Source organism: Fuscovulum sp. (assembly GCA_035192965.1).
Lineage (GTDB): Bacteria > Pseudomonadota > Alphaproteobacteria > Rhodobacterales > Rhodobacteraceae > Paragemmobacter.
On the sequence record CP136571.1, the window covers coordinates 812638 to 838143 of the forward strand.

The 25506-nt window shown below is 63.9% G+C and carries 25 protein-coding genes; 10 read left to right on the top strand and 15 right to left on the bottom strand.

Annotated features, from left to right (window positions below):
* Nucleotides 1-73 precede the first annotated feature (73 nt).
* From RSE12_04035 to RSE12_04050, 4 genes are all read left to right on the top strand, one after another.
* Nucleotides 74-1045, top strand: a complete 972-nt coding sequence (locus RSE12_04035) for a pyridoxal-phosphate dependent enzyme (protein ID WRH63512.1) — start codon at nt 74-76, stop codon at nt 1043-1045.
* Nucleotides 1046-1050: 5 nt separating this feature from the next.
* Entirely contained in the window at nt 1051-2214 is a 1164-nt protein-coding gene (locus tag RSE12_04040) for a DSD1 family PLP-dependent enzyme (GenBank protein ID WRH63513.1), read from the top strand.
* A gap of 78 nt (nt 2215-2292) precedes the next feature.
* On the top strand, nt 2293-3252 hold the full coding sequence (locus RSE12_04045) for an ornithine cyclodeaminase family protein (protein ID WRH63514.1): 960 nt from the start codon (nt 2293-2295) through the stop codon (nt 3250-3252).
* A gap of 140 nt (nt 3253-3392) precedes the next feature.
* Entirely contained in the window at nt 3393-4367 is a 975-nt protein-coding gene (locus tag RSE12_04050; GenBank protein ID WRH63515.1) for a glyceraldehyde 3-phosphate dehydrogenase NAD-binding domain-containing protein, read from the top strand.
* 3 nt (nt 4368-4370) lie between these two features.
* Here the strand turns inward: RSE12_04050 and RSE12_04055 are convergent, their stop codons facing one another.
* The 3 genes from RSE12_04055 to puuE all read right to left on the bottom strand — a co-directional run bounded on the left by RSE12_04055 (nt 4371) and on the right by puuE (nt 7177).
* Nucleotides 4371-4844 (bottom strand): ureidoglycolate lyase, encoded by a 474-nt coding sequence (locus tag RSE12_04055; GenBank protein WRH63516.1) that lies wholly within the window; start codon nt 4842-4844, stop codon nt 4371-4373.
* An 84-nt stretch (nt 4845-4928) separates the two neighbouring features.
* On the bottom strand, nt 4929-5765 hold the full coding sequence (locus RSE12_04060; GenBank protein ID WRH63517.1) for a bifunctional allantoicase/(S)-ureidoglycine aminohydrolase: 837 nt from the start codon (nt 5763-5765) through the stop codon (nt 4929-4931).
* Nucleotides 5762-7177, bottom strand: coding sequence for an allantoinase PuuE (gene puuE, locus RSE12_04065; protein ID WRH63518.1), 1416 nt, complete (start codon nt 7175-7177; stop codon nt 5762-5764). Before puuE ends, RSE12_04060 begins: the two co-directional genes overlap by 4 nt.
* Nucleotides 7178-7331: 154 nt before the next feature.
* Here puuE and uraH point away from each other — a divergent pair, with 154 nt between their 5' ends.
* On the top strand, nt 7332-7691 hold the full coding sequence (gene uraH, locus RSE12_04070; protein ID WRH63519.1) for a hydroxyisourate hydrolase: 360 nt from the start codon (nt 7332-7334) through the stop codon (nt 7689-7691).
* On the opposite strand, the gene RSE12_04075 is transcribed toward uraH, so the two are convergent.
* The 3 genes from RSE12_04075 to RSE12_04085 are packed head-to-tail and all read right to left on the bottom strand — an operon-like array spanning nt 7692 to nt 9505.
* On the bottom strand, nt 7692-7844 hold the full coding sequence (locus RSE12_04075) for a hypothetical protein (GenBank protein WRH63520.1): 153 nt from the start codon (nt 7842-7844) through the stop codon (nt 7692-7694).
* Between the two features lie 54 nt (nt 7845-7898).
* Nucleotides 7899-8573 (bottom strand): hypothetical protein, encoded by a 675-nt coding sequence (locus RSE12_04080; protein ID WRH63521.1) that lies wholly within the window; start codon nt 8571-8573, stop codon nt 7899-7901.
* Complete coding sequence (locus RSE12_04085; protein ID WRH63522.1) at nt 8570-9505, bottom strand: LysR family transcriptional regulator; 936 nt, start codon at nt 9503-9505, stop codon at nt 8570-8572. Before RSE12_04085 ends, RSE12_04080 begins: the two co-directional genes overlap by 4 nt.
* Nucleotides 9506-9626: 121 nt before the next feature.
* Between RSE12_04085 and RSE12_04090 the strand changes: the two genes are divergently transcribed.
* A complete protein-coding gene (locus RSE12_04090; GenBank protein ID WRH64735.1) occupies nt 9627-10871 on the top strand; it encodes a urate hydroxylase PuuD in 1245 nt (414 codons plus the stop codon).
* On the opposite strand, the gene RSE12_04095 is transcribed toward RSE12_04090, so the two are convergent.
* On the bottom strand, nt 10868-11854 hold the full coding sequence (locus RSE12_04095; GenBank protein WRH63523.1) for an aldose epimerase family protein: 987 nt from the start codon (nt 11852-11854) through the stop codon (nt 10868-10870). The genes RSE12_04090 and RSE12_04095 overlap by 4 nt on opposite strands.
* Nucleotides 11855-11919: 65 nt before the next feature.
* Nucleotides 11920-12999 (bottom strand): zinc ABC transporter substrate-binding protein, encoded by a 1080-nt coding sequence (locus tag RSE12_04100; protein WRH63524.1) that lies wholly within the window; start codon nt 12997-12999, stop codon nt 11920-11922.
* 69 nt (nt 13000-13068) lie between these two features.
* Here RSE12_04100 and RSE12_04105 point away from each other — a divergent pair, with 69 nt between their 5' ends.
* The 4 genes from RSE12_04105 to RSE12_04120 all read left to right on the top strand — a co-directional run bounded on the left by RSE12_04105 (nt 13069) and on the right by RSE12_04120 (nt 17880).
* Complete coding sequence (locus tag RSE12_04105) at nt 13069-13602, top strand: Fur family transcriptional regulator (GenBank protein WRH63525.1); 534 nt, start codon at nt 13069-13071, stop codon at nt 13600-13602.
* Nucleotides 13599-14396, top strand: coding sequence for a metal ABC transporter ATP-binding protein (locus RSE12_04110; GenBank protein ID WRH63526.1), 798 nt, complete (start codon nt 13599-13601; stop codon nt 14394-14396). The genes RSE12_04105 and RSE12_04110 overlap by 4 nt, the downstream gene beginning before the upstream one ends.
* Nucleotides 14389-15180: a metal ABC transporter permease gene (locus RSE12_04115; GenBank protein ID WRH64736.1), complete on the top strand. Its 792-nt coding sequence runs from the start codon at nt 14389-14391 to the stop codon at nt 15178-15180. Before RSE12_04110 ends, RSE12_04115 begins: the two co-directional genes overlap by 8 nt.
* Before the next feature lie 201 nt (nt 15181-15381).
* On the top strand, nt 15382-17880 hold the full coding sequence (locus RSE12_04120; GenBank protein WRH63527.1) for an FAD-dependent oxidoreductase: 2499 nt from the start codon (nt 15382-15384) through the stop codon (nt 17878-17880).
* 57 nt (nt 17881-17937) lie between these two features.
* Here the strand turns inward: RSE12_04120 and RSE12_04125 are convergent, their stop codons facing one another.
* From RSE12_04125 to RSE12_04155, 7 genes are all read right to left on the bottom strand, one after another.
* Nucleotides 17938-18753, bottom strand: a complete 816-nt coding sequence (locus RSE12_04125; GenBank protein ID WRH63528.1) for a GH25 family lysozyme — start codon at nt 18751-18753, stop codon at nt 17938-17940.
* A 69-nt stretch (nt 18754-18822) separates the two neighbouring features.
* The gene (locus RSE12_04130) at nt 18823-19896 is read right to left on the bottom strand and encodes an FAD-binding oxidoreductase (GenBank protein WRH63529.1); all 1074 of its coding nucleotides are present in this window, start codon (nt 19894-19896) and stop codon (nt 18823-18825) included.
* Nucleotides 19893-20801: an aldo/keto reductase gene (locus tag RSE12_04135; protein WRH63530.1), complete on the bottom strand. Its 909-nt coding sequence runs from the start codon at nt 20799-20801 to the stop codon at nt 19893-19895. Before RSE12_04135 ends, RSE12_04130 begins: the two co-directional genes overlap by 4 nt.
* Nucleotides 20802-20888: 87 nt before the next feature.
* A complete protein-coding gene (locus tag RSE12_04140; protein WRH63531.1) occupies nt 20889-22175 on the bottom strand; it encodes an FAD-dependent oxidoreductase in 1287 nt (428 codons plus the stop codon).
* Between the two features lie 149 nt (nt 22176-22324).
* Entirely contained in the window at nt 22325-23422 is a 1098-nt protein-coding gene (locus RSE12_04145) for a BMP family ABC transporter substrate-binding protein (protein WRH63532.1), read from the bottom strand.
* A gap of 50 nt (nt 23423-23472) precedes the next feature.
* Nucleotides 23473-24405: an ABC transporter permease gene (locus RSE12_04150; protein ID WRH63533.1), complete on the bottom strand. Its 933-nt coding sequence runs from the start codon at nt 24403-24405 to the stop codon at nt 23473-23475.
* Nucleotides 24405-25493, bottom strand: a complete 1089-nt coding sequence (locus RSE12_04155; GenBank protein ID WRH63534.1) for an ABC transporter permease — start codon at nt 25491-25493, stop codon at nt 24405-24407. Before RSE12_04155 ends, RSE12_04150 begins: the two co-directional genes overlap by 1 nt.
* Nucleotides 25494-25506 lie beyond the last annotated feature (13 nt).

Consider the following 25506-nt stretch of genomic DNA (forward strand, 5'->3'; position numbering starts at 1 on the left):
CGGTGGGTGCGGGACCGGGGGTTTTCCACCCCCGGACCCCCGGAGGATACTTGCACAAAGGAGAATGGGCAGGATGAAGGATTTTCAGGGCCTGATGGTGCCGACCTTTGACGATGTTCTGGAGGCGCATGCGCGGATTGCGCCCTATATCCACCGGACGCCGGTTTTGACGTCGAGCTATCTGAACGCGCTAACCGGGGCTGAGTTGTTCTTCAAATGCGAGAACTTTCAGAAGGCCGGGGCGTTCAAGGTGCGGGGGGCGTCGAATGCCGTCTTTGGGCTGCGCGAGGATCAACTCGCGCGGGGGGTGGCGACGCATAGCAGCGGGAACCATGCGCTGAGCCTGTCCTATGCGGCGGGGCGGCGGGGGATTCCCTGCACGGTGGTGATGCCGCGCACGGCGCCGGATGCCAAAAAGGATGCAGTGCGGGGCTATGGCGGGGTGATCGTGGAATGCGAGCCATCGACCAGCAGCCGTGAGGCGGTGTTCGCCGAGGTGCAGGCGCGGACGGGTGCGGATTTCGTGCATCCCTATAACGACCCGCGCGTGATTGCCGGGCAGGGGACATGTTCGCGCGAGTTGATGGAGCAGGTGCCGGGGCTGGAGGCCGTGGTCGCGCCGATTGGCGGGGGCGGGATGATTTCGGGCACCTGCCTGACCCTGTCTGCGACCGCGCCGGAGGTAGAGATCTTTGCAGCAGAGCCGGTGAATGCCGATGACGCGGCGCGCAGTTTCCGGGCGGGGCACATCATCGCCGATGATGCGCCCGATACGGTGGCAGACGGGCTGAAGGTGCCATTGAAGGACCTGACCTGGCATTTCGTGAAGAACCACGTGACCGATGTGCTGACCGCCACGGAGGATGAGATCGTGGAGGCGATGAAGCTGCACTGGAAGCGGATGAAGATCGTGATCGAGGCCAGCTGTTCGGTCCCGCTGGCGGTGATCCTGAAGAACCCGGATCGGTTCCGGGGCAAACGGGTGGGGGTGATCCTGACCGGCGGGAATGTGGATCTGGACAAGCTGCCTTGGATGAAAGGGTGACGACGATGGACGGAAGAACGGATTTCGACGGGCTGGAAGTGGGCTATGACATCCCGGCCCTGCCGGGGATGAGTGAGGCGGATATTCAGACGCCCTGCCTTGTGCTGGATCTGGATGCGCTGGAGCGCAACATTGCGAAGATGGGCAAGTTCGCGCGGGATATGGGCGTGCGGCACCGTGTGCATGGCAAGATGCACAAATCCGTGGATGTGGCGCTGTTGCAGGAGCGGCTGGGCGGATCGGTTGGCGTGTGTTGCCAGAAGGTGAGCGAGGCCGAGGTCTTTGCGCGCGGCGGGATCAAGGATGTGCTGGTGTCCAATCAGGTGCGCGATCCGGCCAAGATTGACCGTCTGGCGCGGATACCAAAGCTGGGGGCGCGGGCGATCTGCTGCGTGGATGATCTGGCCAATGTGGCGGACCTTTCGGCGGCGGCGGTGAAGCATGGCACCACGATCGAATGTCTGGTGGAGATCGACTGCGGCGCGGGGCGCTGCGGCGTGACGACGACGCCCGCGGTGGTGGCTTTGGCCAAGGCGATTGACGCGGCGCCCGGGCTGAAGTTCAGCGGCATTCAGGCCTATCAGGGCGCGATGCAGCACATGGACAAGTATGAAGATCGCAAGGCCAAGATCGACATTGCGGTGGCGATGGTGCGGGATGCTGTTGATACGCTGAAGGCCGAAGGGATCGCCTGCGATATCGTGGGCGGGGGTGGGACGGGGTCCTATTATTTTGAGGGCAATTCGGGGGTGTATAACGAGCTGCAATGCGGGTCATACGCCTTTATGGATGCCGATTACGGGCGCATTCTGGACAAGGATGGCAAGCGGATTGATCAGGGGGAATGGGAGAATGCGCTGTTCATCCTGACCAGCGTTATGAGCCATGCGAAGGCGGAGAAGGCGATCTGCGATGCCGGGCTGAAGGCGCAGTCGGTGGATAGCGGGTTGCCGGTGATTTTTGGGCGCACGGATGTGAAGTACGTCAAGTGCAGCGATGAGCATGGGGTGATCGACGATCCCCAAGGCGTGCTGAAGGTGAATGACAAGCTGCGTCTGGTGCCCGGCCATTGCGACCCGACCTGCAACGTTCATGATTGGTATGTGGGCGTCCGGGGTGGCAAGGTCGAGGTGGTCTGGCCCGTATCGGCGCGCGGCAAGGCCTATTGATCCGCGCAACCGGAGGCTTTGGCGATGCGGTCAAAGCCTCTGGCGGGGATGTTTTTGAACAGATGAAAGGGCTTGCCCATGCTGGTTGTTCCCGAAGCGTTGATTGCGGGGCTGGTGTCGCCCGCCGATGCCTTTGCGGCGGTGGAGGCCACGTTTGCCGCCATGGCGCGGGGTGAGGCCTATAACTTTCCCGTCGTGCGCGAGGCGCTGGGCGAGGGGCGGCAGTACGGGTTCAAGTCGGGCCTCGACCGGGCAGGCGGGATGCTGGGGGTGAAGGCGGGGGGGTATTTTCCCGGCAATGCCGCGCGGGGGATCACCAACCATCAGTCGACGGTATATCTGTTCGATCCCGACAGTGGGCGGCCGACGGCGATGGTGGGGGGCAACCTGCTGACGGCGCTGCGGACAGCAGCGGCAAGCGCCCTGTCCATCGACCGGCTGGCGCGGGCGGATGCGCGGGTGTTGGGCATTGTGGGGGCGGGGCATCAGGCGGGGTTCCAGCTGCGTGCGGCAGCGCGGGTGCGGAACTGGGATCGCGTGATCGCCTGGAACCTGCATCCCGACATGCTGCCCAAGTTGGGCGAGGTGGCCGCGGAACTGGGCTTGCCGTTCGAGGCGGTGGGGCTGGAGCGGATGGTCGAGGCGGATGCGATCATCACCATCACCTCATCCCCCGCCGCATCGCTGATGGCGGCGCATGTGGCGCCCGGTACGCATCTGGCCTGCATGGGGACGGATACCAAGGGCAAGCAGGAGGTGGAGCCTGCGCTGGTGGCCAAGGCGCGGCTGTTCACCGATGAGGTGGCGCAATCGGTTTCCATCGGTGAGGCGCAGCATGCCTTGGCGGCGGGGCTGGTGGCCGAGGGCGACATCACGCCTTTGGGCAATGTGCTGACGGGGGCGCATCCGGGGCGGGGATCGGCTGACGAAATCACGCTGTTCGATGGCACGGGTGTTGGGTTGCAGGATCTGGCCGTGGCGGCGGTGGCCGTGGCGCGGGCGATTGAGCGCGGGCTGGGAGTTGAGGTGCAGGTTTAGCGGCGGTGACCCCGTCAGAAGCGGGTGCCATTGACGTCTTGCGAGGGAAACCCCGGCATTTGATCATATCTTGTTTCAGGCATTGAACCCCCGCGCCGGGCGTGGTCTGACTGTGCGCCAAGGGGCGGGGGGCTGCGGCGATGCGTGTCTTTATCAACGGGTTCGGGCGGATCGGGCGGTCGGTGCTGCGGGCCTTTCTGCAATCACCCGAGCGTTGGCCGGGGTTGCAGGTGGCGGGGATCAACGACATCGCCGCGCCGGAGATGTGCGCCTATCTGTTTGAATATGACAGCGTCTTTGGCCCTTGGCGCGGGACGGTCATGCTGGAGGCGGGGGCGTTGGTGGTGGATGGGCGGGCCATTCCGCTGCACCGGACGCCGGATATCGCTTCGCTTGATCTGCACGGGATCGACGTGGTGATGGAATGCACCGGGCGGGCGGATGCGCGCGAGGTGGCGGAGCGGGGGCTGCGCGCGGGCGCGCGGCGGGTGCTGGTGTCGGGGCCATCGCAGGCAGCGGATCTGACCGTGGTGCTGGGGGCGAATGACGATCAGCTTGCGGGTCAGGCGATTGTGTCGAACGCGTCCTGCACGACCAACGCGCTGGCACCGCTGGCGCGGCTGATCGACGATCACTGGGGCGTGGTGACCGGGTCGATGACGACGATCCATTGCTATACCGGCAGTCAGCCCACGGTGGATGCGCCGGCGGCCGATTATCCCCGTTCGCGGGCGGCGGCACTGTCGATGGTGCCGACGACGACCTCGGCCAGCCGGTTGCTGGACCGGGTCCTGCCGCAGATTGCGGGGCGGATCGAAGGGTCGGCCGTGCGGGTGCCGACCGCCTCGGTCTCGTGCGTGGACCTTGCCGTGATGACGGAGCGGCGCGCCGATGTGGCGGCGGTGAATGCCGCCTTGCGGGCAGCGGGCGGGGTGATCGGGGCGACCGACAAACCGCTGGTATCGACCGACTTGCGGGCGCGGGCAGAGAGCATCGTCATGGCCTGCCCGGAAACGCGGGTGACGGCGGGCGGGATGCTGCGCGTGTTCGGTTGGTACGACAACGAATGGGGCTTTTCCAACCGGATGCTGGACGTCGCGTTGCGGATGGGGTGATCCTTAAGCGGACACGACCCAAGGCTGCGGATAACGGTATTCCTCGATATTCGGTGTGGGGCCGATCCTGTCGACCACGGCAAAGAGACCGGGGGCGTAAAGCGGTGTCAGGACACCGTGCCAGGTGCCGCGATGCAGGTTGATGCCTTGCGCGCCGTTGGTGAGGAAAGCGCGGGGCGTGGCGTCGGGGCCTGCGGATACGATCACAAGGAACGGATGTTCCGACATCGGCAGAAAGGCCTGCGCGCCATCGGGGTGGCGTTCGATCAGATCAAAACGGTAGGGCAGCGCGCGCGGTTCGGCCTTGAAGATGGAGATACCTGCGCGGCCATCGGGGCCGAAATCAAGCTGCGCGCGGTCGTGGTGACGCTGGCAGAGGCCGGCATTGATCAGGCGGAAATCGCCGGTCGCATCCAGCACATCGCCGAAGGGGGCGAAGGCTGTGGTGGTGAGCGGTTCGGTCCTGATCTGTTGCATGCTGCGCCTTTTCTGAGCGCAGGACCGGGGGCTTTGCGCCCCCGGACCCCCGCAGGATATTTTAGCAGAGAAGAAAGGGATGGGTTAGCGCGGGAATGAGAACGGCCCGCGCAGTTTGGCGTGGCGGTTGACGTCCTTGTAAAGGAGATAGCGGAAGGGGCCGGGGCCTGCGGCATAGCAGGCCTGCGGGCAGAAGGCGCGGAGCCACATGAAATCGCCTGCCTCGACCTCGACCCAGTCTTTGTTCAGTTTGTAGACGGCTTTGCCTTCCAGCACGTAAAGCCCGTGTTCCATGACGTGGGTTTCCTCGAACGGTATCACGCCGCCGGGTTGGAAGGTGACGATGTTGACATGCGCGTCATGGCGCAGATCGGCGGGATCGGCGAAGCGGGTGGTGGCCCAGCGGCCCTGTGTATCGGGCATGGCGATGGGGGCGACATCGCGTTCGTTGATGAAGATGGGTTCCGGATGCGGCAGGCCGGGCGCGGGTTCATAGAGCTTGCGCAGCCAGTGGAAGCGCGTGGGTTCCGCGCCTTCGGCCAGCAGTTTCCAAGGGGTTCCGGCGGGGATGTAGAGGTAACTGCCCGCCTCGACATCATGGCCTTGGCCGCCGACAGTGACGGTGGCGAGGCCACCCGTGAAGAACAGCCAATGTTCCACCCCGGCATCGGGATCGGGCGCGTCGGAGCCGCCGCCGGGGGCGACCTCCATCACATACTGGCTGAAGGTTTCCGAAAAGCCGGTCATGGGGCGGGCGATCAGCCAGAGGCGGGTCTTGGACCAGCCCGGCAGGTAGCTGGTGACGATGTCGGAGAACACGCCCTTGGGCAGGAAGGCGTAGGCGTCGGTAAAGACGGCGCGGCCTGTCATCAGGCTGGTTTGCGGGGGCAGGCCGCCGGGGGGGGCGTAGTAGCCGGTCATGGCAGGATGTCCTTCAGGCGAAGTTCGGCGATGCGTTCCACCTGCGCGCAGGCAGTGGAAAATTCGGTCGCGGTGTCATTCGAGATGCGGGTTTCAAAGGCCTGGAGGATGGAGGCCTTGGTGTTGTCGCGTACGGCGATGATGAAGGGAAAGCCGTGCTTGGCTACGTAAGCGGTGTTGAGTTCCGTGAAGCGCGCGCGTTCGTTATCGGTCAGCGCGTCCAGCGCGGCGCTGGCCTGTTCGGCGGTGGATTCCGGGGTCAGGCGCTTGGCAGCGGCGAGTTTTCCCGCAAGGTCGGGGTGGGCGCGTAGCACCGCCATGCGCTGATCCGGCGTCGCACTGCGGAAGATGCGGGCAAGGGCGTTGTGCAGCCCGGTCACGCAATCATGCGCGGGGCCGAGTTCCAGCGACCACGCGCCTTCGGCGATCCATGCGGAGTGCTCAAAGATGCCGCCGAAGCGTTCGACGAAGCGATCCCGCGTCATCTGCGAGGGGCGTTCAAGGCGGCGATGCGGGTGGGTGGCGGCCCAGTGCTGCGCGATGTCGATGCGGCGGGCGAACCAGACACCATCATGGGCTGCCGCATGGTCGAGGAAGCGTTTCAGCCCGGCAATCTTGCCCGGGCGGCCGATCAGGCGGCAATGCAGGCCGATGGAGAACATCTTGGCGCGGCCATCTTGCCCTTCGGCATAAAGCGTGTCGAACGTGTCGCGCAGGTAGGTGAAGAACTGCTCGCCCTCGATATAGCCCGGCGCTGTGGCGAAGCGCATGTCGTTGGCTTCGAGCGTGTAGGGGATGACCAGCTGGTCGCGGTCGCCGGTTTCCATCCAATAGGGCAGGTCGTCATCGTAGGTGTCGGAAATCCAGTCGAGGCGGGCGGTTTCAGCGGTCAACCGGACCGTGTTCATGGAGCAGCGGCCCGTATACCAGCCGCGCGGGGGTTGGCCTGTCACCTCTTCATGCAGGCGGAAGGATTCGGCGATCTGGGCGCGTTCAGTTGCTTCGTCCATGTCGCGGTGATCGACCCATTTCAGGCCATGTGAGGCAATTTCCCACCCGGCGGATTTCATCGCCGCCACCTGTTCGGGGTTGCGGGCGAGGGCGGTGGTGACGCCGTAGATGGTGACGGGCAAGTTGCGTTCGGTGAACAGGCGGTGAAGCCGCCAGAACCCCGCGCGGGCGCCGTAATCGTAAAGCGATTCCATGTTCCAGTGGCGTTGACCCGGCCAAGGGGCGGCACCGGCGATGTCGGACAAAAACGCCTCGGACTGGGCATCGCCGTGGAGGATGTTGTTCTCGCCCCCTTCTTCATAGTTCAGGACCAGTGAAATGGCGATCTTGGCACCATTGGGCCATTTGGCATCGGGTGGGTTGGGGCCATGGCCACGGAAATCGCGCGGGTAACGGTTCAACAGACTCTTCCCCGATTGTCATAGGTTGCGGCAGCTTAGGCCGCTTTTCCGGCAGGCTTTATCAAAAAATGTCAGAAAGACCTTATCGGCTGCTGTGGCGTCGCTTGTGGCGCGCGGATCGGGTTAGGATGGGGCGGCAATAGAGGAGGCCGGCATGAGCGGTGGACGGTTGACGACCCATGTTCTGGATACGGCGCGGGGAAAGCCTGCGGCGGGAGTGAAGATCATGCTGTATCGGGTGAGCGGGAATTCCCACCGCAAGATCGCCGAGACGGTGACCAATGCTGATGGCCGCACGGATGCGCCGATGTTGACGGGGAAGGATTTCACCGCGGGCAGCTATGAGTTGGTGTTCTGCGCAGGGGATTATTTGCGCGCCACCGGGCAGGCAGACGGTGACGTGTTGTTTCTGGACGAGATCCCGATCCGGTTCGGCGTGCCGGATGCGGCGCAGCACTATCATGTGCCGCTGCTGATTTCGCCTTTTGCCTATTCCACCTATCGCGGGTCTTGATCAGGCGCTGTGCGACATCCGCGGCAGGGTGACCGTCCGCGCGGCGAATTGAGCGGCGATGAGCTGCCGCAGGGCGGGGCGGGGGGCCTTGGCTTGCTGTGCGGCGGGTGCGGTTTGGGTGGGGCGCGTCTTGCGCGGGGCCAGGGTGGTCATGGCGCGTTCTCCTTGCGGTTGTACTGGGAAGTACGGCAAGTTCCGGGCCGGGTGTCAGAGACCCATACTTTTGCGACGCTGAACCCCACCTGTGGATGTGGTGATCCGCAGAAGGCGGCGGCGATCTCCGGCGAGGGCTGCGTCGATCAGGCCGGTCAGGGCGCCTTTTGACTTCAGATGCGGGCCAAGGTCGGAATGGCGGACGCCGGGATAGAGAATGTGGTCGACATTCGCGGCTTCGGGGAAGCCTAGGGCCTGCGCGCGATCATCTGCAAGGCCGTGGAACAGGATATGCCAGATGCCGGGGGCAAAGGCGGGCGGGGCGGGGGTGCCAAGGCGCGCGGTCCAGTTGTCCCAGCGCGGATCGTTCAGGGTGGATTGCGGGCCAAAGGCCAAGACGGCGGCAATGGGGGCAAGGTAGGCCGCGCGCAGGGCGCAGACTGCCCCCATGGAGGAGCCGATGGCGATGCTGCGGTTTGCGGGGCCTGCGGCGGCCACGCCTGACTGAACGGCGGGGGCGAAGCCGGGATCAAGGCCCCAGCTTCGGCTTGCATCGGTGAAGAACAGCGCGCGCCTGTTCGCCGTGGTGGCAGACGCCACGAATTCGGGGGACGAGGGACGGGTCGGATCGTGGCCTATGCTGGCGAAGGACAGGATCAGATCATCGCCCGTACCGGGCGCAAGGGCGACCTGCCACGGCGGGGCGTCATGGACCGTTTGCAGGATCATGCCGCAAAGACGGGCAGCCCGGCCATGCGTTCGGCCATATCGGATTTGATGCGGGCGATGATGTAATCGGTGAAGAGCCGCACCTTCGGATCTTTCAGGCGGCGGTGCTGGGACAGGACCGACAGCTGCGTGGGCAGCGGCGGGGTCGCCTGTGCCACGGGGACGAGGCGGCCTGCCTTGAGGTGTTCTGCCACCTCGAAGATCGGTTTCATCACGATGCCCCAGCCATCCAGCGCCCAGCCGGTGAGGACATCGCCATCATCCGATTCAAAAGGCCCGGTGATTTCGAACCGGCGCGGGCCGTCAGGGGTGGCAAGGTTCCACTGAAATTCCTTGGCCCCGGGAAAGCGCAGGTTCAGGCAATCATGCCGGTCATTGACCAGCGCTGCGCCATCGGTGGGCATCCCGCGCCGCGAGATATAGGCGGGTGCGGCGCAGAGGATGCGGGGGCAATCGGCGATGAGGCGGACCTTGAGCGTGGAATCCTCCAGCAGGCCAAGATGGAAGGCGATATCCAGCCCTTCGGCGGTGACGTCGATCACCCGGTCGGATAGGCGCAGGCGGACGTCGATCTGGGGGTATTGATCCTTGAAGGCGGGGACATGGGGGGCGATGAAGCGCCGCCCGATGCCAAGGGGGGCGGCGACAAAGATGGTGCCGCGCGGGTTCTGGGTGACGTCCATCACCGCGGCCTCTGCCTCATCTATCGATTCCAGCACCTTGCGCGCGCCGTCATAGAAGATGCGACCGTTTTCCGTGGGTTGCAGCGACCGCGTGGTGCGGTTGAACAGGCGCACACCGAGATGCTTTTCCAGTTCCGAAATCCGGGCCGAAGCGACAGCGGGCGAACAGCGCTGATCGCGCGCTGCCGCACTCATGCTGCCCAATTCATAGACACGCACGAACATTCTGATGTTGTTCACATAGGACATCGCGGCCAGGCCCCATTCTTTGCCATGGTTTGAAAGTGATTGGGCATTTGAAGGATTAACAGGGGAATGCGGCCCGGTATAGCCTTTCAGGAAAAGCAAGGGAGCCGCGCCGATGGAAGGCATCTATGATTGGGCCGTGTTGTGGGAATGGGTCGAGATTGCCGCCCGCTGGACGCATGTGATCACGGCCATCGCCTGGATCGGATCGTCGTTCTATTTCATCGCGCTCGACCTTGGTCTGCGCAAGGCGCCCGGTATGCCTGAACTTGCGCATGGCGAGGAATGGCAGGTGCATGGGGGCGGGTTTTATCACATCCAGAAATATCTGGTGGCACCCGAGCGCCTGCCCGAGCATCTGACATGGTTCAAATGGGAAAGCTATGCGACTTGGCTGTCGGGTTTTGCCATGCTGGTGCTGGTCTATTATCTGGGCGCGGACCTGTATCTGATTGATGCCAATGTGATGGATCTGGCGGTCTGGCAGGCGGTGGCAATCTCGGTGGGATCGCTGGCGCTGGGCTGGGGGATCTATACCACGCTGTGCCGGGTATTCGTGAACGCGAACCAGACGGTGCTGATGGTGGCGCTGTTTGCGGTGCTGGTGGCGATGGCCTGGGGTTATACGCAGGTGTTCACCGGGCGCGCGGCGCTGCTGCATCTGGGGGCGTTCACGGCGACCATCATGTCGGCCAATGTGTTCATGGTGATCATCCCGAACCAGAAGATCGTGGTGGCCGATCTTAAGGCAGGTCGCACGCCGGACCCCAAATACGGCAAGATCGCCAAGCAACGCAGCACGCATAACAACTATCTGACGCTGCCGGTGCTGTTTCTGATGTTGTCGAACCATTACCCGCTGGTCTTTGCGACAGAATGGAACTGGCTGATCGCGTCGCTGGTGTTCCTGATGGGGGTGACAATCCGGCATTGGTTCAACACCCAGCACGCGCGCAAAGGCAGCCCGCATTGGACATGGGCGGCCACAGCGGTGCTGTTCCTGATCATCGCCTGGCTGTCGACCGCGCCGATGGCGCTGCGGGCGGGTGAGGAAGAACAGGCGCAACTGTCAGGTGCGGCGCTGACCTATGCCTCGGCCAGCGGGTTTGACGATGTGGTCAGCATCGTGCAAGGCCGCTGTTCCATGTGCCACGCGGCGGAACCGGTGTGGGAGGGGATGTATTGGCCGCCCAAGGGGGTGGTGCTGGAAACACCCGCGCAGATCGCGCAAGAGGCGCGGCGGATCTATCTGCAATCGGGCCTGTCCCACGCCATGCCGCCCGCGAACCTGAGCTATATGGAACCCGCCGAACGGGCGGCCATTGTGGAGTGGTTCCGCGATGCCGGGCAGGGTGGGGTGGACGGTTAACCCCGGGTGAACCGCCAGACCGTGTGCTGGCGGTATTCCCCTTCGGGTTCCAGCACGATCGAGGGAAAGCCTGCGTGGTTGGGCGCATCGGGCCAACCCTGCGCCTCGATCGCCAGCCCTTCATAGGCGCGCCGGCCGGGGCGAAAGGCGTTGCGCCCGTCATAGACCTGTATCCCCGGCTCGGTCGTAGAGACGACCATGCCGATGCCGGACTGGCCGTTCAGGCGCAAAGCCTCGCGCAGGGGGCCGGGTTCATCTGACAGGCAGAAGCAGTTGTCGAAGGGGTTCATGTCGGGGTCGATGCGGCGGGTCTTGCGGAAATCCATGCCGTCCTGTTCGACGGGGCGCATTTCGCCGGTGGGGGTGAAATCCGGCGTGGTAGGCAGGAAATAGGGGGCATCGACCCACAGGCGGTGACCGGCCCATGTTGGCGAGCCGTCAAGGTTCCAGTAGCTGTGATTGGCGAAGTTCACGAATGTAGGCTTGTCGGTGGTGACATGCACCCGCAGGTGCAGGCTGACGCCATCCACCTGAAACGCCGCCGTGACGCGGCGATTGCCAGGAAAGCCGCCTTCGCCATCGGGAAGGTCCAGTTCCAGACGCAGCGAATCCTCGGTCGCTTCGGCCAGACGCCACACCTTGAGATGGGTACCGGCAGAGCCGGAATGCAGGCAATGGCGGTTGTCCTGATTGGCCTCGAACGGCAGGCTGCGCCCGGCAAGCGGCGCGCGGGCATCGGTGAAGCGGTTCACGACCGGGCCGATCAGCGATCCGTGATAGCGCATCGCGCCTTCGTAATCGGACAGCCGATCCGACCCCAGCGTCAGGTTACGGTCTGCCCCTTCGAGCCAGACACCCTGAAGAACCGCGCCCCAGGTCAGAACCGAAACACACAAACCATCGCGCCCGATGGTGACACGTTGAACGGACGTGCCATTCGCTGTCACGCCGAACGGGGATATCCCCAACTGCCGATCCGTCATTCGTCCCCTCGTCTCCGCCCTGCGCCAGTGGTGGAGATTGTCGAGGGAACGGTCAAGTGCATTGGTCAGGGCGTTGCCGTGATGCAATCGGCCATGGCCTGCGCAAGGCTGCGCATCAGCCCGTCATAAGCGCCCGGTCCGGGTTCCTGCATGGAGCCATTCGGATCCAGCGCCGCGCCCACCTTTGCGCCTGTGCCATCGGCCAGTTGCGTGATCAGCGCGGCATCATGCTGCGCCTCGGGGAACAGGCAGACGGGGGTGCCAGCCTCCACCCCTGCGCGGAGTTCGGACAACCGCGCCGCGCCGGGGGCGGTGGCATCGCCAAGGGCGACCGAGCCGAACACCTCCAGCCCGTAATGGGCGGCGAAATAGCCATAGGCATCATGGTAAACGACCACCGGCTTGCCCTGCACCGGGGCAAGGATCTGCGCCACCTCGGCATCGAGGGCCTTGGTCCGGGCGATGGCGGCCTCGGCGTTGGCGGTGTAGGTCGCCGCGTTCTCCGCGTCCAGACGGCCAAGTTCCGCTGCGATGGCCGCCAGCCAGACCTGCGCATTGGCGGGGTCAAGCCAGGCATGGGGATCGGCACCCTCATGGTTGTGACCATGATCATCGCCTTCTGCCGAGGCAGTTTCTTCGTGCCCGTGGTCATGCGCGGCTTCTGCGGTTTCCTCATGCCCGTGGTCGTGCTCTTCGACCGCTGCCTTTTCTTCGGCGGCATGGTCATGGCCGTGATCATGCTCTTCCTCAGCCGCTGCCTGCTCCTCGGCCCCATGGTCATGGCCTGCATGCGCGCCATCTTCGGAGAAGGCCCGGGTTTCGGTTCCCGGCACGGCCAGAAGGCCAAGCCGCGCGCCGTTCTCGCCGATGCCATCCAGCGCGCGGTCCAGCCACGGGGTCAGTTCCGGGCCGATCCAGACCACAAGATCCGCATCCGCCAAGGACGCCGCCTGAGACGGGCGCAACTGGAAATCATGTTCGCTTGCACCGCGTTCCAGCAGCAGTTCCGGCGTTCCCAGATCGCCCATCACCTGCGCCACAAGCGCGTGGACGGGGTGAATGTCGGTGATGACCTTTGGCACTTCGGCGATGGCGGGCAGGGCGAAGGCGAGGCTGGCAACGGCGGGGGATATGATATAACGCATCGGGATGGCCCTTCCTGTGCTGGTCACGGGGGGCTATGTATGTTATACAATAACATGTCAAGAGGCCCCATGGCGCAGTCGCATCCCCACACCCATTCCGACGCCTGCCCCGGTTGCGCCGCGACGCCAGAGGTGGCCTTTGCCCGGCATGACCACAGCAACTGCGCCGATGACGTGCTGGCGCGGGGCGAGGCGCTGGCCTTGGCACAGGGGGTGAAGCTGACGCCGGTGCGTCGCCGGGTGTTGGAAATCCTGCTGGAGGAACACCGCGCGCTGGGGGCCTATGATGTGCTGCAACGGCTGGCGGCCGAAGGGTTCGGCAATCAGCCCCCGGTGGCCTATCGCGCGCTGGATTTTCTGGTGGAGAACGGGCTCGCCCATCGCATCCGCCGCCTGAATGCCTTTGCCGCCTGCATGCATCCGGGCGAGGCGCATGCCCCGGCCTTTTTGATCTGCCGCCAGTGCAACCATGTGGCCGAGGCGCCCGCCGCCCCGGTGCGCGCGGCTCTGGACACGGCGGCGGCGGCGCTGGGCTTTGTGATCGAACGGTCGAACATCGAGGCGCTGGGGCTGTGCCCTGCCTGCAAGGGGGCCGCGGAATGACGGGACTGATCACCGCCAGCCACCTGTCGGTGGCGCTGGATGGGCATCCGGTGCTGAGCGATGTCAGCCTGACCGTGCAACCGGGTGAGATCGTCACCATCCTTGGCCCCAACGGATCGGGCAAGTCGACGCTGCTGCGGGCGTTGTTGGGGATTGTGCCTGCGACGGGCGGCGCAGTGGCGCGGCGTGACGGGCTGGTCATCGGCTATGTGCCGCAGCGGTTGGCGATTGACCGGACGCTGCCGATGACGGTGCGGCGATTCCTGTCGCTGCCCAAACGGGTGGGGGACGGGGATGCCACCGCTGCACTCGCGCGGGTGGGGGTGCCCGATGTGGCCGGGCGGCAGATGGCCGATCTGTCGGGTGGGCAGTTCCAGCGCGTGCTGTTGGCGCGGGCCTTGTTGGCAAAGCCGGGGCTGCTGATTCTGGATGAACCGACGCAGGGGCTGGACCAGCCCGGCGAGGCGGCCTTCTACCGGTTGATCGAAGAGGTGCGGCGCGAGACGGGGGTGGCGATTTTGATGGTGAGCCATGATCTGCATGTGGTCATGGCGGCCTCTGACCGCGTGATCTGCTTGAACGGGCATATCTGCTGTGAAGGCACGCCACGCGTGGTGTCGACCGCGCCGGAATACCGGGCGTTGTTTGGGTTGGGCACACAAGGCGCGCTGGCGTTGTACCAGCATGTGCATGACCACAGCCATGATGGCGGCGGACAGGGACATGACCATCACGGCCATGACCATTCCCGCGACCACGACCACCCCCATGCCCATGATCACAGCCATGCTTGACGATTTCCTGATCCGTGCGGCGTTGGCCGGGGTTGGTCTTTCGCTTGCGACCGGACCGCTGGGCTCTTTTGTCGTCTGGCGCAGGATGGCCTATTTCGGTGATGCCACCGCCCATGCGGCGATCCTTGGGGTTGCGCTGGCGCTGGCGGCTGATCTTCCGGTCACCTTTGGCACGCTGGTGGTGGCGCTGGCCATGGCGTTGACCGTGTCGGTGCTGGCAGCCCGGGGCTGGGCGATGGATACGACGCTGGGTGTGCTGGCCCATTCGGCGCTTGCGTTTGGTCTGGTGGCGGTCAGCTTTGTTCCGGGCGCGCGGACGGATCTTTCGGCCTATCTCTTTGGCGACATCCTCGCCGTGTCGCGGGCCGATCTGGTCTTCATCTGGGTTGGTGCGGTGCTTGTGGCGGGCCTGCTGGCCTGGCGCTGGCAGGCGCTTTTGACAAGCACGCTGAATGAGGATCTGGCCCATGCCTCGGGGCTGAACCCGGCGCGGGAGCGGCTGGTGCTGACGCTGGCGCTGGCGGTTGTGGTTGCCGTGGCGATCAAGGTGGTGGGCGCGCTGCTGATCGCGGCGCTGCTGATCATCCCGGCGGCTGCCGCGCGCGGATTGGCGCGGACGCCGGAATCCATGGCGATGATGGCCACGGTGATTGGCGCCGCCGCCAGCATCGGGGGGCTGCAACTGTCGCTTTGGCAGGATACGCCGGCGGGACCATCGATCATCGCTGCGGCCGCGATCCTGTTCACCCTTTCCGTCCTCTTCGGTCGGATGCGCCGCCCGTAGCTCTGTCCACTCGCCCCCATCTTCTCTGGAAAAATATCCCACGGGGGTCCGGGGGTGTGAAACCCCCGGGGGTGGTCACAGACGGAACGGTCGCTAATCTGCTACCCATGTCGTTTTCGTCTGCCAAGGGTCGGGTTGTCTTGCCCCTTTCCCGTCCGTTCGGGCAGATAGGGTCAAACACCAATTCCCGGGAGTCGCCCCATGAAGACCCATGTCAAAGCCCTCGTCGTCGGCGGTGGTGCCGTCGGCAACGGCATCGCCTATCACCTTGCCAAGGCAGGCTGGGATACGATGCTGGTGGAACGGGATGAACTGACCGCTGGGTCCACCTGGCATGCGGCGGGGCTGCTGCCCCTGTTCAACATGTCCTATGCCACCACCCATATCCACAAATACAGCGTGGATTTCTACAAGGGGCTGGAGGCGGAAACCGGCCTGAACCCCGGCTTCTATGTCGTGGGCAACCTGCGCATGGCGCAGCGTCAGGAACGCATGGATGAATACATGCTCTATTCCTCGGTCGCGGAAACCGCCGGGGTGTATCACGAGTTTCTGACGCCCAAGGAGATGAAGGATCGCTGGCCGCTTCTGCGCACCGAAGACCTTGTCGGCGCGCTTTACCACCCGCAGGACGGCTATATTAACCCCGCCGACGTGACGCAGGCCATGGCCAAGGGCGCGCGGCAACTCGGTGCCACGATCGAGCGGAAGATTCAGGTCGACGGCTATCGCTGGACCGGGTCGGAATGGATCGTGTCCTGCACGCGGATGGTGGAAACCGGGGGCAATCTCGTGGCTTCGGACGATAAGTTCGAGATCACGGCAGAACATGTGGTCACCGCCACGGGCAACCATGCGCAGCGCACGGCGCGGCTGTTAGGGATCAAGATCCCGGCCATCCCGGTGGAACACCAGTATATCGTGACCGAACCTGATCCGGCGCTGGTAGAATGGCGCAAGACCAACCCACAGCATCCCGTGCTGCGCGACGCCGATGCCAAATGGTATGTGCGTGAGGAACGCGGCGGCTGGATCCTTGGCCCGTACGAGCGCAACGCCCCGGCGCGGTTCCTTTATGACGTGCCGCAGTCGTTCCGCGCCGACCTCTTCCCGCTGGATCTGGAGCGGATCGAGGCGGAGTATATGTCGATGATCCACCGCCTGCCGTCCTCGGAAACCGTGGGTCTGAAGGACGATTACAACGGCCCGATCTGCTATACCCCCGATGGCAACCCGCTGGTCGGCCCGGTGCCGGGCCTGCGCAACATGTGGATCGCCGAAGGCTTCAGCTTTGGCATCACCGCCGCCGGTGGTACGGGCTATTACCTTGCCCAGATGATGACCCAAGGCGAGGCCGAGATCGACATGGCCAGCCTCGATCCACGCCGCTATGGCAACTGGATGACCACCGAATATGCGGCGCGCAAGAATGAGGAATGCTATGAGCATGTCTTCATCCTGCACCACCCGGATGAAGAGCGCGAAGCCTGCCGCCCGCTGCGCACTGCGCCGGTCTATGACAGGCAAAAGGCGCTGGGCGCGCAGTTTGGCCAAGTGAACGGCTGGGAGCGCCCGATCTACTTTGGCCCCAAGGACGCGCCGGAAGATTTCGATCACAACAGCCGCAGCTTCCGCCGCGGTGGCTGGTGGCAATATGCTGTGGATGAGGCGAAGGCGATCCGCGAAACGGCGGGTCTGATCGACGCCACCGCCTTTACCAAGCATCTGGTGCGCGGCCCCGGTGCCACGGCCTTCCTCGACTGGTTCACCTGCAACGCCCTGCCCAAGGTGGGCCGCATCAACCTGACCTATGCGCTGACGCCCACGGGAACGACGCGCACGGAATACACCATCGTCCGCAATGGTGAGAATGACTATTACCTCGTCTCGGCGGGCGCATGGACGGCCTATGACGCCGATTACCTGCGCAAATGCGCCGAGGATTACATGGCCGGTGGCGGTGGTTACATCGACATCCACGATGTCACCACGCAATGGGGCGTCTTTGCGATTGCCGGGCCGAACAGCCGCAAGATCCTGGCCGAACTGATCCGCGATGCGGAGCCGGAAACCGCGCTGTCCAACAAGCGATTCCCTTGGCTTTCGGCGCGCAAGATCGAACTGGGCATGTGCCCGGTGAACGCGATCCGCGTGGCCTATACGGGCGAGTTGGGTTGGGAACTGCACCACCCGATCGAGATGCAGCGCTATCTGTTCGACCAGTTGCTGAAGGCGGGCGAAAAGCACGGGATGAAGCTGGTCGGTGCGCGGGCGCAGAACTGGCTGCGGCAGGAGAAATCCTATCGCGCCTTCGGCAACGAGTTGGGCCGCGACGCGACCCCGCTGGAGGCTGGGCTGGACCGCTTTGTTGATCTGAACAAGGAGTTTCAGGGCAAGCAGGCCATGCTGGATACCGGCATCCGGTCGATGTGCGTGACGGTGCTGATCGACGGGCCGGATGACACCGACCCGTGGGGGAAAGAGGCGCTACTGCTGGATGGCGAAAAGATCGGGCGTCTGACGTCGGGCGGCTATTCGGTGGCCTTTGGCAAGCAGATCGGCATGGGCTATGTGCGCCCCGATCTGGCAAGCGTGGGGCAGAAGCTGAAAGTCCGTATCAACCGCGAATTGTGGGATGTGACGGTGGTTGAAGACAGCCCGTTCGACCCCAAGAATGCACGCATTCGCATCGACGGTTGAGCTAAGCATCAGATCGAAAGGCACCAAGGGCAACTTCGGTGCCTTTTGCTTTGGCACCTAGGGGTGGCGGTTCGCCGCCAGCCACGCCGCCCAGTCTGATGCGCTGCCGTCAAAGACGTTGATATCCACCTCTCCGGCGATGCCGGGGATCAGGCCGGTGCTGGTATATTGCCAGAAGGTCCAGTGACGGCCGCCGTAAACCTCATCCGGGTGGGCGGCGACGGCGCGCAGCCAGAAGGGATAGTTCCCGACGCGCCACATCTCATTCTCTTGGTAGAAATCCACGGTGGAATAGATGATCGGGCGCTGGCCGTAATGGCGTTCCACGATGTCGAGGAAAATCTTCGCCTCGGACCGCAGCACCGCGGGCGCGCGGCGGATGGTGCAGGTTGGGGAAAACGGCGTCCATTCCATATCCAACACGGGCGGTAGCGCGCCGGGGCTGCGCGGAACGTTGCGGATGTAGAAGGCGGCCTGTTCGGCGGCGGGGCGGCAATGGTAGAAGAAGTGATAAGCCCCGCGCGGCACACCCGCGCGGGCCGCGCCACGCCAATTGTCGCGGAACATCGGATCCACCAGATCGCCGCCTTCGGTGGCCTTGATGAAGGCGAAGTTCACCCCGTTCGCGCGGGCCTGTTGCCAATCTATGGATGTCTGGAACCGGGCGACATCGATGCCGTGAACCTGATGATCCTCGGGCCCGCGGCGGCCGAAACTAGCCGGGTCGGCATCGCTGAAATTCGGGGGCACCACGCGGAATTGCGCCGGGTTGGCAATCGCGCCTGCGCCGGTGGACAGGGTTTCACGATCCGATGGCCCACCACAAGCGGCGAGGGAAAGGGCGAGCGCGGCAAGAAGCGGGCGTATCAGCATGGGCGGGATGCTGACCGATCTGCGTGCGGCTGTCACGCCTGATTGCCAGACCGGGCGGTTCTTCGCGTTTCAGCCAAAGCGCGCCGGATCGAGTGCGTGGACAAGGCAGGGGGAAAGGCCCGTTGCACGCCCCCCGATCAGATCAGCGGCAAGCCTGCTGGCGGCGGGGCAGGTCTGAAAGCCATAGCCGCCCTGACCGGCCAGCCAGAAGAAATCAGACTCGCGCGGATCGCGCCCGATCACCAGAACCCGGTCGGGGGAAAAGGTCCGCAGACCGGCCCAATTGGAAATCAGGCGGGTGACGGGTTCGGTCACCATTTCCTCATAACGCGCCAGCCCTTCGGCCAGCACCATATCATCGGCCCAGGCATCGTGCGGGGATTGCGGGTCTTCTTCGGCCGGGGACACGATCAGGGCACCTGCGTCGGGCTTGGCATACCACGTCTCGCCCGCACCAAAGAGCATGGGCCATTTGCTGATGTCATGGCCGCCCGGCGCCGGGATGCGCGCCATGGAGCGGCGGTTGGGAACAAAGCCCAAGGGGCGCACCCCGGCCATTGTGGCGACCTCGTCCACCCATGCCCCGGCGGCGTTGATAAGCAGTTTGGCGGTGAATTCACCTGCCGCCGTGGTGACGGTCCAGCCGTCGCCGCCACGTGCGATGGTGGTTACGCGCGCGCCGGTCACGATCTGCGCGCCGCGCGATTTCGCTTCGCGCGCGAAGCCCTGAAGCAAGAGGTCGGTGTCGATATCCCAAGCGTGATCAGCGATGGCGGCCATGGCCACGCTTTCCGGGTTCAGGATCGGAACAATGGCGCGCGCCTCGTCCACAGTGCAGCGTGTCATCTGCATGTCGCGAACCTCGGTATCGAAATCGTCCTGCTGATCCGCCTTCGCGACGATCATCAAGCCGCGCGGGGACAGCACGTTTTCCGCCGCGCGGAAGTGATCCTCGGAGGCCAGCGACAAATCCACCACCGCGCGCGCGCCATAGCGCGGTTCATAAAGCGCGGCAGACCGGCCCGAGGCATGGTGTGCGAGGGCGGCTTCTGCCTCTAGCACGGTGACGGAACCCAGTTCGGACAGGCGGGCAGCGGCAGAGATACCGGCGATGCCGCCGCCGATGATCAGGAAATCGGTCATTCTTCCTCCAAACGGTCGGTCGCCGGGGGTGGTGAGGGGTACAGTGCCGACAGGCAGGCGCGCAGGTCGGCAGTCATGGGCAAGGTCAGCGCCGCAAGCGAGGGCGCAATCTGCGCCGTATCGCGGGCCGAAATCAGCGGGATGACGGGCGTTATGGGGCAGGACATGACCCAAGCCACGGCCAGCGTGGCGGGATGGGTGCCCAGGTCAGCGGCCAGTGCCGCCAGACCGGTTGCCGCCTTGTGCATGGCTTCCGGCGCATAGCGGGCGGCGTAGCGGCTGTCTTCGGACAGGCGACCTGCGCCGCCACTTGCGTATTTCCCGGTCAGCAAGCCGCCGCCGAGGGGCGAATAGGCGTGAACCGCAATCCCCTGATCGGCGCACATGGGCAGAAGTTCCACCTCCACCTGCCGTTTCACCAGATTGTACATCGGTTGGATCACATCAATCCGGCTGCCGAACCGGGCAGCGACGGCCTGCGCTTTCATCACCTGCCAGGCGGCGAAGTTGGACAGGCCGATGCGGGCGATGCGCCCGGCGGCCTTCCATTCGACGAAGAGGCCAATAGTTTCTTCCAGCGATGTCGCGGGGTCGAAGCGGTGCAGATAGAGCAGGTCCACGGCATCAGTGCCAAGGCGGCGCAGGCTTTCGTCGAACTGGGCGGTCAGGTTGGCGCGGCCCGCGCCGCCAGTGTAACCGACCTTGGTGGCGATTGTGACTTCGCCATCGCCTTGCGCGAACTCACCGATCAGTCGTTCGGACGCGCCGTCGGTATAGACATGTGCCGTATCGAAATGGGTAAGCCCGGCCGCGCGGGCGGCATCGAACATGGCGCGGGCGGCCTGTGCATCGGCACGACCGCCGAACTGCATACAGCCGAAGGCAAGGGGGGAAGGGGCGTTCATGGGCGTGAACCTGCCACGGCGCGCGGCGGTTGAAAAGGCGGGGGCCGCCGCTTTTGCGACGACCCCCGACAGGAAAGCTGGGGGACGTCAGCCTTCCTGTGTCTCTTTGAGCTTGTCGATCCCCAACGTCTTGAGTGCGAGGGTTTCATAGAAGGGTTCAGACACGCCTTTGCGCAGCTTGCGCAGGAAGTATTTCTCGAACCCGATCTTGGCCATGTGGACCCATTTGCCGGACGAGGACCAGTTCACGTTGCGCGGCGGAATCTGCGGCTGGGCGACAAAGACGATGCCCCCATCGCCGAAATCCGCCAGACAGACAGCGTTCCAGGTGCCGACACGATCCGGCTCTTTGCCGCGCACGATATTGCCGATGTTATGCGCCGTGGCGGTGACCATGGATTCGATCATGAAGCCGGTCTTGGGCACGCCCACAGGCACGGGGGTTGGCCCCATCGGCGGGATCGCGACGCAGACACCGACAGCAAAGATGTTGGGATATTTCGGGTTCTGCTGATGCTTGTCGACGATGGTGAAGCCGCGTGGGTTGGACAGGCCTTCGATCCCGGCCACGGGTTTGATGCCCCGGAAGGCGGGCAGCATCATGGAAAAGGCAAAGGGCAGTTCCTTTTCGCCTTTGGAGGTGCCGTCATCGGCGATCTCTTCGACCGTCATCTTGCCGGGCCCGACCTTTTTCACCTTGGCCGAGGTGATCCATTTGATGTGCTTGGCGCGCATCTCAGATTCCAGAAGCCCCTTCGTATCGCCGACCCCATCCAGCCCCAGATGCCCGATATAGGGTTCTGGGGTGACAAAGGTCATCGGCACGCGGTCGCGCACCTTGGCACGGCGCAGGGCGGTTTCCAGGATGAAAAGGAATTCATAGGCGGGGCCAAAGCAGCTTGCCCCCTGCGCCGCACCGATGATGACGGGGCCGGGGTTCTTGACCAGTTCTTCAAAGACCTTTTTCGCCGCAAGGGCGTGGTCGATATGACAGACCGATTGGGTGAATCCGCCATGCGGGCCGAAGCCTTCGATTTCGTCGAAGGCCAGTTCCGGCCCGGTGGCGATGACCAGATAATCGTATGAAACCGACTCGCCATTCACCAGCGCGATGCGGTTTTCATCGGCATGCAGCTTTTCGGCGGCGACGGGGATGAAGTTGATCTTCTTTTTCGCCATCGTGGGCGCAAGATCGACGGTGATCTCTTCCCGCTCGCGCCAGCCGACGGCAACCCATGGGTTGGACGGCACAAAGTGATAGTGCGGATCCTTGGTCACCACGGTGACCGTGTCTTCCTTGCGCAGTTGGTCCTTCAGCTCATAGGCCATGATAGCCCCGCCAAGCCCTGCCCCAAGTACGACGACATGTGCCATGCCGTTTCCTCCCGTGCGAAGTTGCGCTGGAGGAAATATACATTCAAAAAATTAAATATAATTGATCTGGATCATGCGGGCGGCAGATTCCGCAGCCATGAAAAAGGCCCGCCGAAGCGGGCCTTTTTGTTTGGTTCAGGCGCGCCCGATTAGGACGGGATGTCGCCCGTGATGCCTTCGACATAGAACATCATGCCCAGCAGATCGCCATCCGGCGCGGTTGCGCCTTCGGCCAGCCACGCGGTTCCGTCCTGCTTGTTGATCGGCCCGGTGAAGGGGTGATAGGTGCCAGCGGCAATCGCATCGCGCATCGCTTCGGCTTCGGCCTTCACTTCGGCGGGAACGGCGTCGGTGATTTCGCCGATTTCCACTTCGCCCCCGGCGATCCCTTCCCATGCATCAGCTTGGGCATAGGTGCCATCCAGCAGCGCGCCCACACGCTTTACGTAATAGGGCGCCCAGTTGTCGATGATCGACGAAACGCGCGGGCTGGGCTTGTAGTCGGCCATGTCGGAGGCCTGACCAAAGCCGATCACGGCACCGTTCGTCTTGGCCGCTTCGGCCAGAGGCGCGGTCGAGTCGGTGTGCGAGGCGATCACGTCGACGCCCTGATCGATCAGCGCCTTGGCGGCATCGGCCTCTTTCGCCGGATCGAACCAGGTGAAGGCCCAGACGATGGACAGTTCGACAGCCGGGTTCACCTTCTTGGCGTGCAGGTAATAGCTGTTGATGCCCATGATCACTTCGGGGATCGGGAAGGATGCGATGTAGCCGATTTTGTTCGACTTGGTCATCTTGCCCGCGATATGGCCCTGCACCGCGCGGCCTTCGTAGAAGCGCGCGTTATAGGTGGACACGTTCGCATGGTCGCGCTTGTAGCCCGTCGCATGTTCAAACTTCACGTCCGGGAACTTGGCGGCGACCGCATTGGTCGGGTCCATGAAACCGAAAGAGGTGGTGAAGATGATGTTGCAGCCCGACAGCGCCATCTGCGTCAGCACACGTTCGGCATCCGCGCCTTCGGGCACGTTTTCCTGCCAGACGATTTCAACCTTGTCGCCAAAGGCCTCTTGCACGGCCAGCGCGCCTTCGTGGTGCTGGAAGGTCCAGCCGCCATCGCCGATGGGGCCGACATAGACGAAGCCCGCCTTGACCTTTTCCAGACCCTGCGCAAAGGCCGCGGTGCCGCCGACCATGCTGGCAAAGCCAAGCGCCGCGCCGCCTTTGAGGATTGTTCTTCTCTGCATTTCTTGCTCCCTGTTACGGGGCGCATCTGGCCCCGGTGTTTCGTTATGCCTCAGCGTGAGGCGTGGAAGTTCTGTCCCAGCGCGGCAGGCGCGTTCAGTGCTGCCTTGCCCTTGCCCGAAGACATGATGACCAGCACGAGGATGGTTATCAGATACGGACTCATCGACAAGTATTCGACCGGGATTCTGGCCCCAGCTGCCTGCAGGTTAAGCTGTAACACGGTGATTCCGCCAAAAAGATAGGCACCAAGCAGGATACGCCAGGGTTTCCAGCTGGCAAAGACCACAATGGCCAGCGCGATCCAGCCGGCACCGGCGGTGATGCCATCGGTCCATTGGGGCACGCGGATCAGGCTGATATAGGCGCCACCCAGCCCCGCCAGCGCCCCACCGAAGAGGATCGCCAGCACGCGGATACGCACCACCTTGTAGCCCAGCGCATGGGCGGCATCGTGGCTTTCGCCCACCGCACGCAGCACAAGGCCCATGCGGCTGTATTTCAGAACGGCCCAGACTGCGCCGCAGGCGGCGATGGAAAGATAAACCATCCAGTCATGGTCAAACAGGACCGGGCCGAAGAAGGGGATATCCGCCAACGGGCCAAGGGGAACGGTGCCCGTCAGCGGCGGCTTGATGCCCACATAGCTTTGCCCGATCAGGCTGGACAGCCCCAACCCGAACAGCGTGAGCGCAAGCCCCGTCGCCACCTGATTGGCAAGGAAGAACTGCGTCAGCACCGCAAAGACAAGGCTCAGGCAAGCTGCGCCAAGCGCACCGCCCAGAAAACCCAGATAGGGGTTGCCGGTCGCGACCGCCGTGGCGAAGCCGCAGATCGCGCCCATGATCATCATACCCTCAACACCGAGGTTCAGGACGCCCGCCTTTTCCACCACCAACTCGCCCAGTGCGGCAAGGATGATCGGGACGGACGCCACCATGAGCGAGGCGATCAGGATTGCCGGATTGATGCCACCGAGATCCATCAGTGCGCCTCCTTTGTGGTGCCAAAGCGGATGCGGAAGTTCGTCAGCAGATCGACCGCCAGCAGGAAGAAAAGAAGCATCCCCTGAAAGGCCTGAATTGCGGCGGCGGGCAGGCCCAGCATGAAACTGGCCAGTTCGCCGCCGATATAGGTCAGCGCCATTAGAAGGCCTGCCAGCAGGATGCCGATGGGGTTCAACCGGCCAAGAAAGGCCACGATGATGGCGGTGAAGCCATAGCCCACGTTGAAATCAATGCTGATCTGGCCGGACGGCCCCGTCACCTCAAACAGCCCCGCCATGCCGGCCAAGGCGCCCGACAGGCCCATGCACAGCACGACAAGGCGGTTCGGGCTGACCCCGGCAAAGCGCGCGGCCTTGGGGGCCTGCCCGGCCAGCTTGATGTGATAGCCAAGGATGTGGCGTTGCAGCAGGATATAGGCGGCGATCACCACGACGAAGGCAAGGATCACCCCCCAATGCAGGCCCGTGCCGGGGATCAGTTCCGGATTGGCCATGGAAGGGATCTGGCTCAGGTTGCGGCTGCCGGGAAAGCCGCCGCCTTCGGGGTTGCGCAACAGGCCGATGGACATGGAGGCGAGGATGTTCTGCGCCACATAGACCAGCAGAAGCGAGACAAGGATTTCATTGGTGTTGAAGCGCGTCTTCAGGATGGCCGGGATCATGGCCCAAAGCCAGCCGCCAAAGATGCCCGCCAAGACCATCAGCGGAAATACCCAGCGCGTTTCAATGGGATAAAGCGCCAGACCCACCGCCGCGCCAAAGATGGCGCCCATGATATATTGCCCCTCGGCCCCGATGTTCCAGATACCGGCGCGGAACCCCAGCGACAGGCCCACTGCGATCAGGATCAGCGGCCCTGCCTTCACCAGAAGCTGTGGCCGTGAATAAGAGGCGAATTGTTCGTTGAACAAAGGGTCCCAGAAGATGGTCCGGATCGCCTCAAACGGGTTCTTGCCAAGGATGGCGAACATGATGCCGCCTGCGATCATCGTCAGCACCACGGCCAGAACCGGGGTCGCCCATTGCCAGAAGGCGCTGGGAGAGGGACGTTTTTCCAGTCTTACCATTGCACTCTCCCGG

Coding starts and splice junctions, on each gene's coding strand:
- RSE12_04060 (WRH63517.1), bottom strand. CDS start 5,765: ATGACCGGCTACTACGCCCCCCCCGGCGGCCTGCCCCCGCAAACCAGC.
- uraH (WRH63519.1), top strand. CDS start 7,332: ATGAGCGGTGGACGGTTGACGACCCATGTTCTGGATACGGCGCGGGGA.
- RSE12_04155 (WRH63534.1), bottom strand. CDS start 25,493: ATGGTAAGACTGGAAAAACGTCCCTCTCCCAGCGCCTTCTGGCAATGG.
- RSE12_04150 (WRH63533.1), bottom strand. CDS start 24,405: ATGGATCTCGGTGGCATCAATCCGGCAATCCTGATCGCCTCGCTCATG.
- RSE12_04050 (WRH63515.1), top strand. CDS start 3,393: ATGCGTGTCTTTATCAACGGGTTCGGGCGGATCGGGCGGTCGGTGCTG.
- RSE12_04130 (WRH63529.1), bottom strand. CDS start 19,896: ATGACCGATTTCCTGATCATCGGCGGCGGCATCGCCGGTATCTCTGCC.
- RSE12_04120 (WRH63527.1), top strand. CDS start 15,382: ATGAAGACCCATGTCAAAGCCCTCGTCGTCGGCGGTGGTGCCGTCGGC.
- RSE12_04145 (WRH63532.1), bottom strand. CDS start 23,422: ATGCAGAGAAGAACAATCCTCAAAGGCGGCGCGGCGCTTGGCTTTGCC.
- RSE12_04095 (WRH63523.1), bottom strand. CDS start 11,854: ATGACGGATCGGCAGTTGGGGATATCCCCGTTCGGCGTGACAGCGAAT.
- RSE12_04105 (WRH63525.1), top strand. CDS start 13,069: ATGGCGCAGTCGCATCCCCACACCCATTCCGACGCCTGCCCCGGTTGC.
- RSE12_04135 (WRH63530.1), bottom strand. CDS start 20,801: ATGAACGCCCCTTCCCCCCTTGCCTTCGGCTGTATGCAGTTCGGCGGT.
- RSE12_04035 (WRH63512.1), top strand. CDS start 74: ATGAAGGATTTTCAGGGCCTGATGGTGCCGACCTTTGACGATGTTCTG.
- RSE12_04080 (WRH63521.1), bottom strand. CDS start 8,573: ATGATCCTGCAAACGGTCCATGACGCCCCGCCGTGGCAGGTCGCCCTT.
- RSE12_04055 (WRH63516.1), bottom strand. CDS start 4,844: ATGCAACAGATCAGGACCGAACCGCTCACCACCACAGCCTTCGCCCCC.
- RSE12_04045 (WRH63514.1), top strand. CDS start 2,293: ATGCTGGTTGTTCCCGAAGCGTTGATTGCGGGGCTGGTGTCGCCCGCC.
- RSE12_04085 (WRH63522.1), bottom strand. CDS start 9,505: ATGTCCTATGTGAACAACATCAGAATGTTCGTGCGTGTCTATGAATTG.
- RSE12_04040 (WRH63513.1), top strand. CDS start 1,051: ATGGACGGAAGAACGGATTTCGACGGGCTGGAAGTGGGCTATGACATC.
- RSE12_04110 (WRH63526.1), top strand. CDS start 13,599: ATGACGGGACTGATCACCGCCAGCCACCTGTCGGTGGCGCTGGATGGG.
- RSE12_04075 (WRH63520.1), bottom strand. CDS start 7,844: ATGACCACCCTGGCCCCGCGCAAGACGCGCCCCACCCAAACCGCACCC.
- RSE12_04100 (WRH63524.1), bottom strand. CDS start 12,999: ATGCGTTATATCATATCCCCCGCCGTTGCCAGCCTCGCCTTCGCCCTG.
- RSE12_04140 (WRH63531.1), bottom strand. CDS start 22,175: ATGGCACATGTCGTCGTACTTGGGGCAGGGCTTGGCGGGGCTATCATG.
- RSE12_04125 (WRH63528.1), bottom strand. CDS start 18,753: ATGCTGATACGCCCGCTTCTTGCCGCGCTCGCCCTTTCCCTCGCCGCT.
- RSE12_04115 (WRH64736.1), top strand. CDS start 14,389: ATGCTTGACGATTTCCTGATCCGTGCGGCGTTGGCCGGGGTTGGTCTT.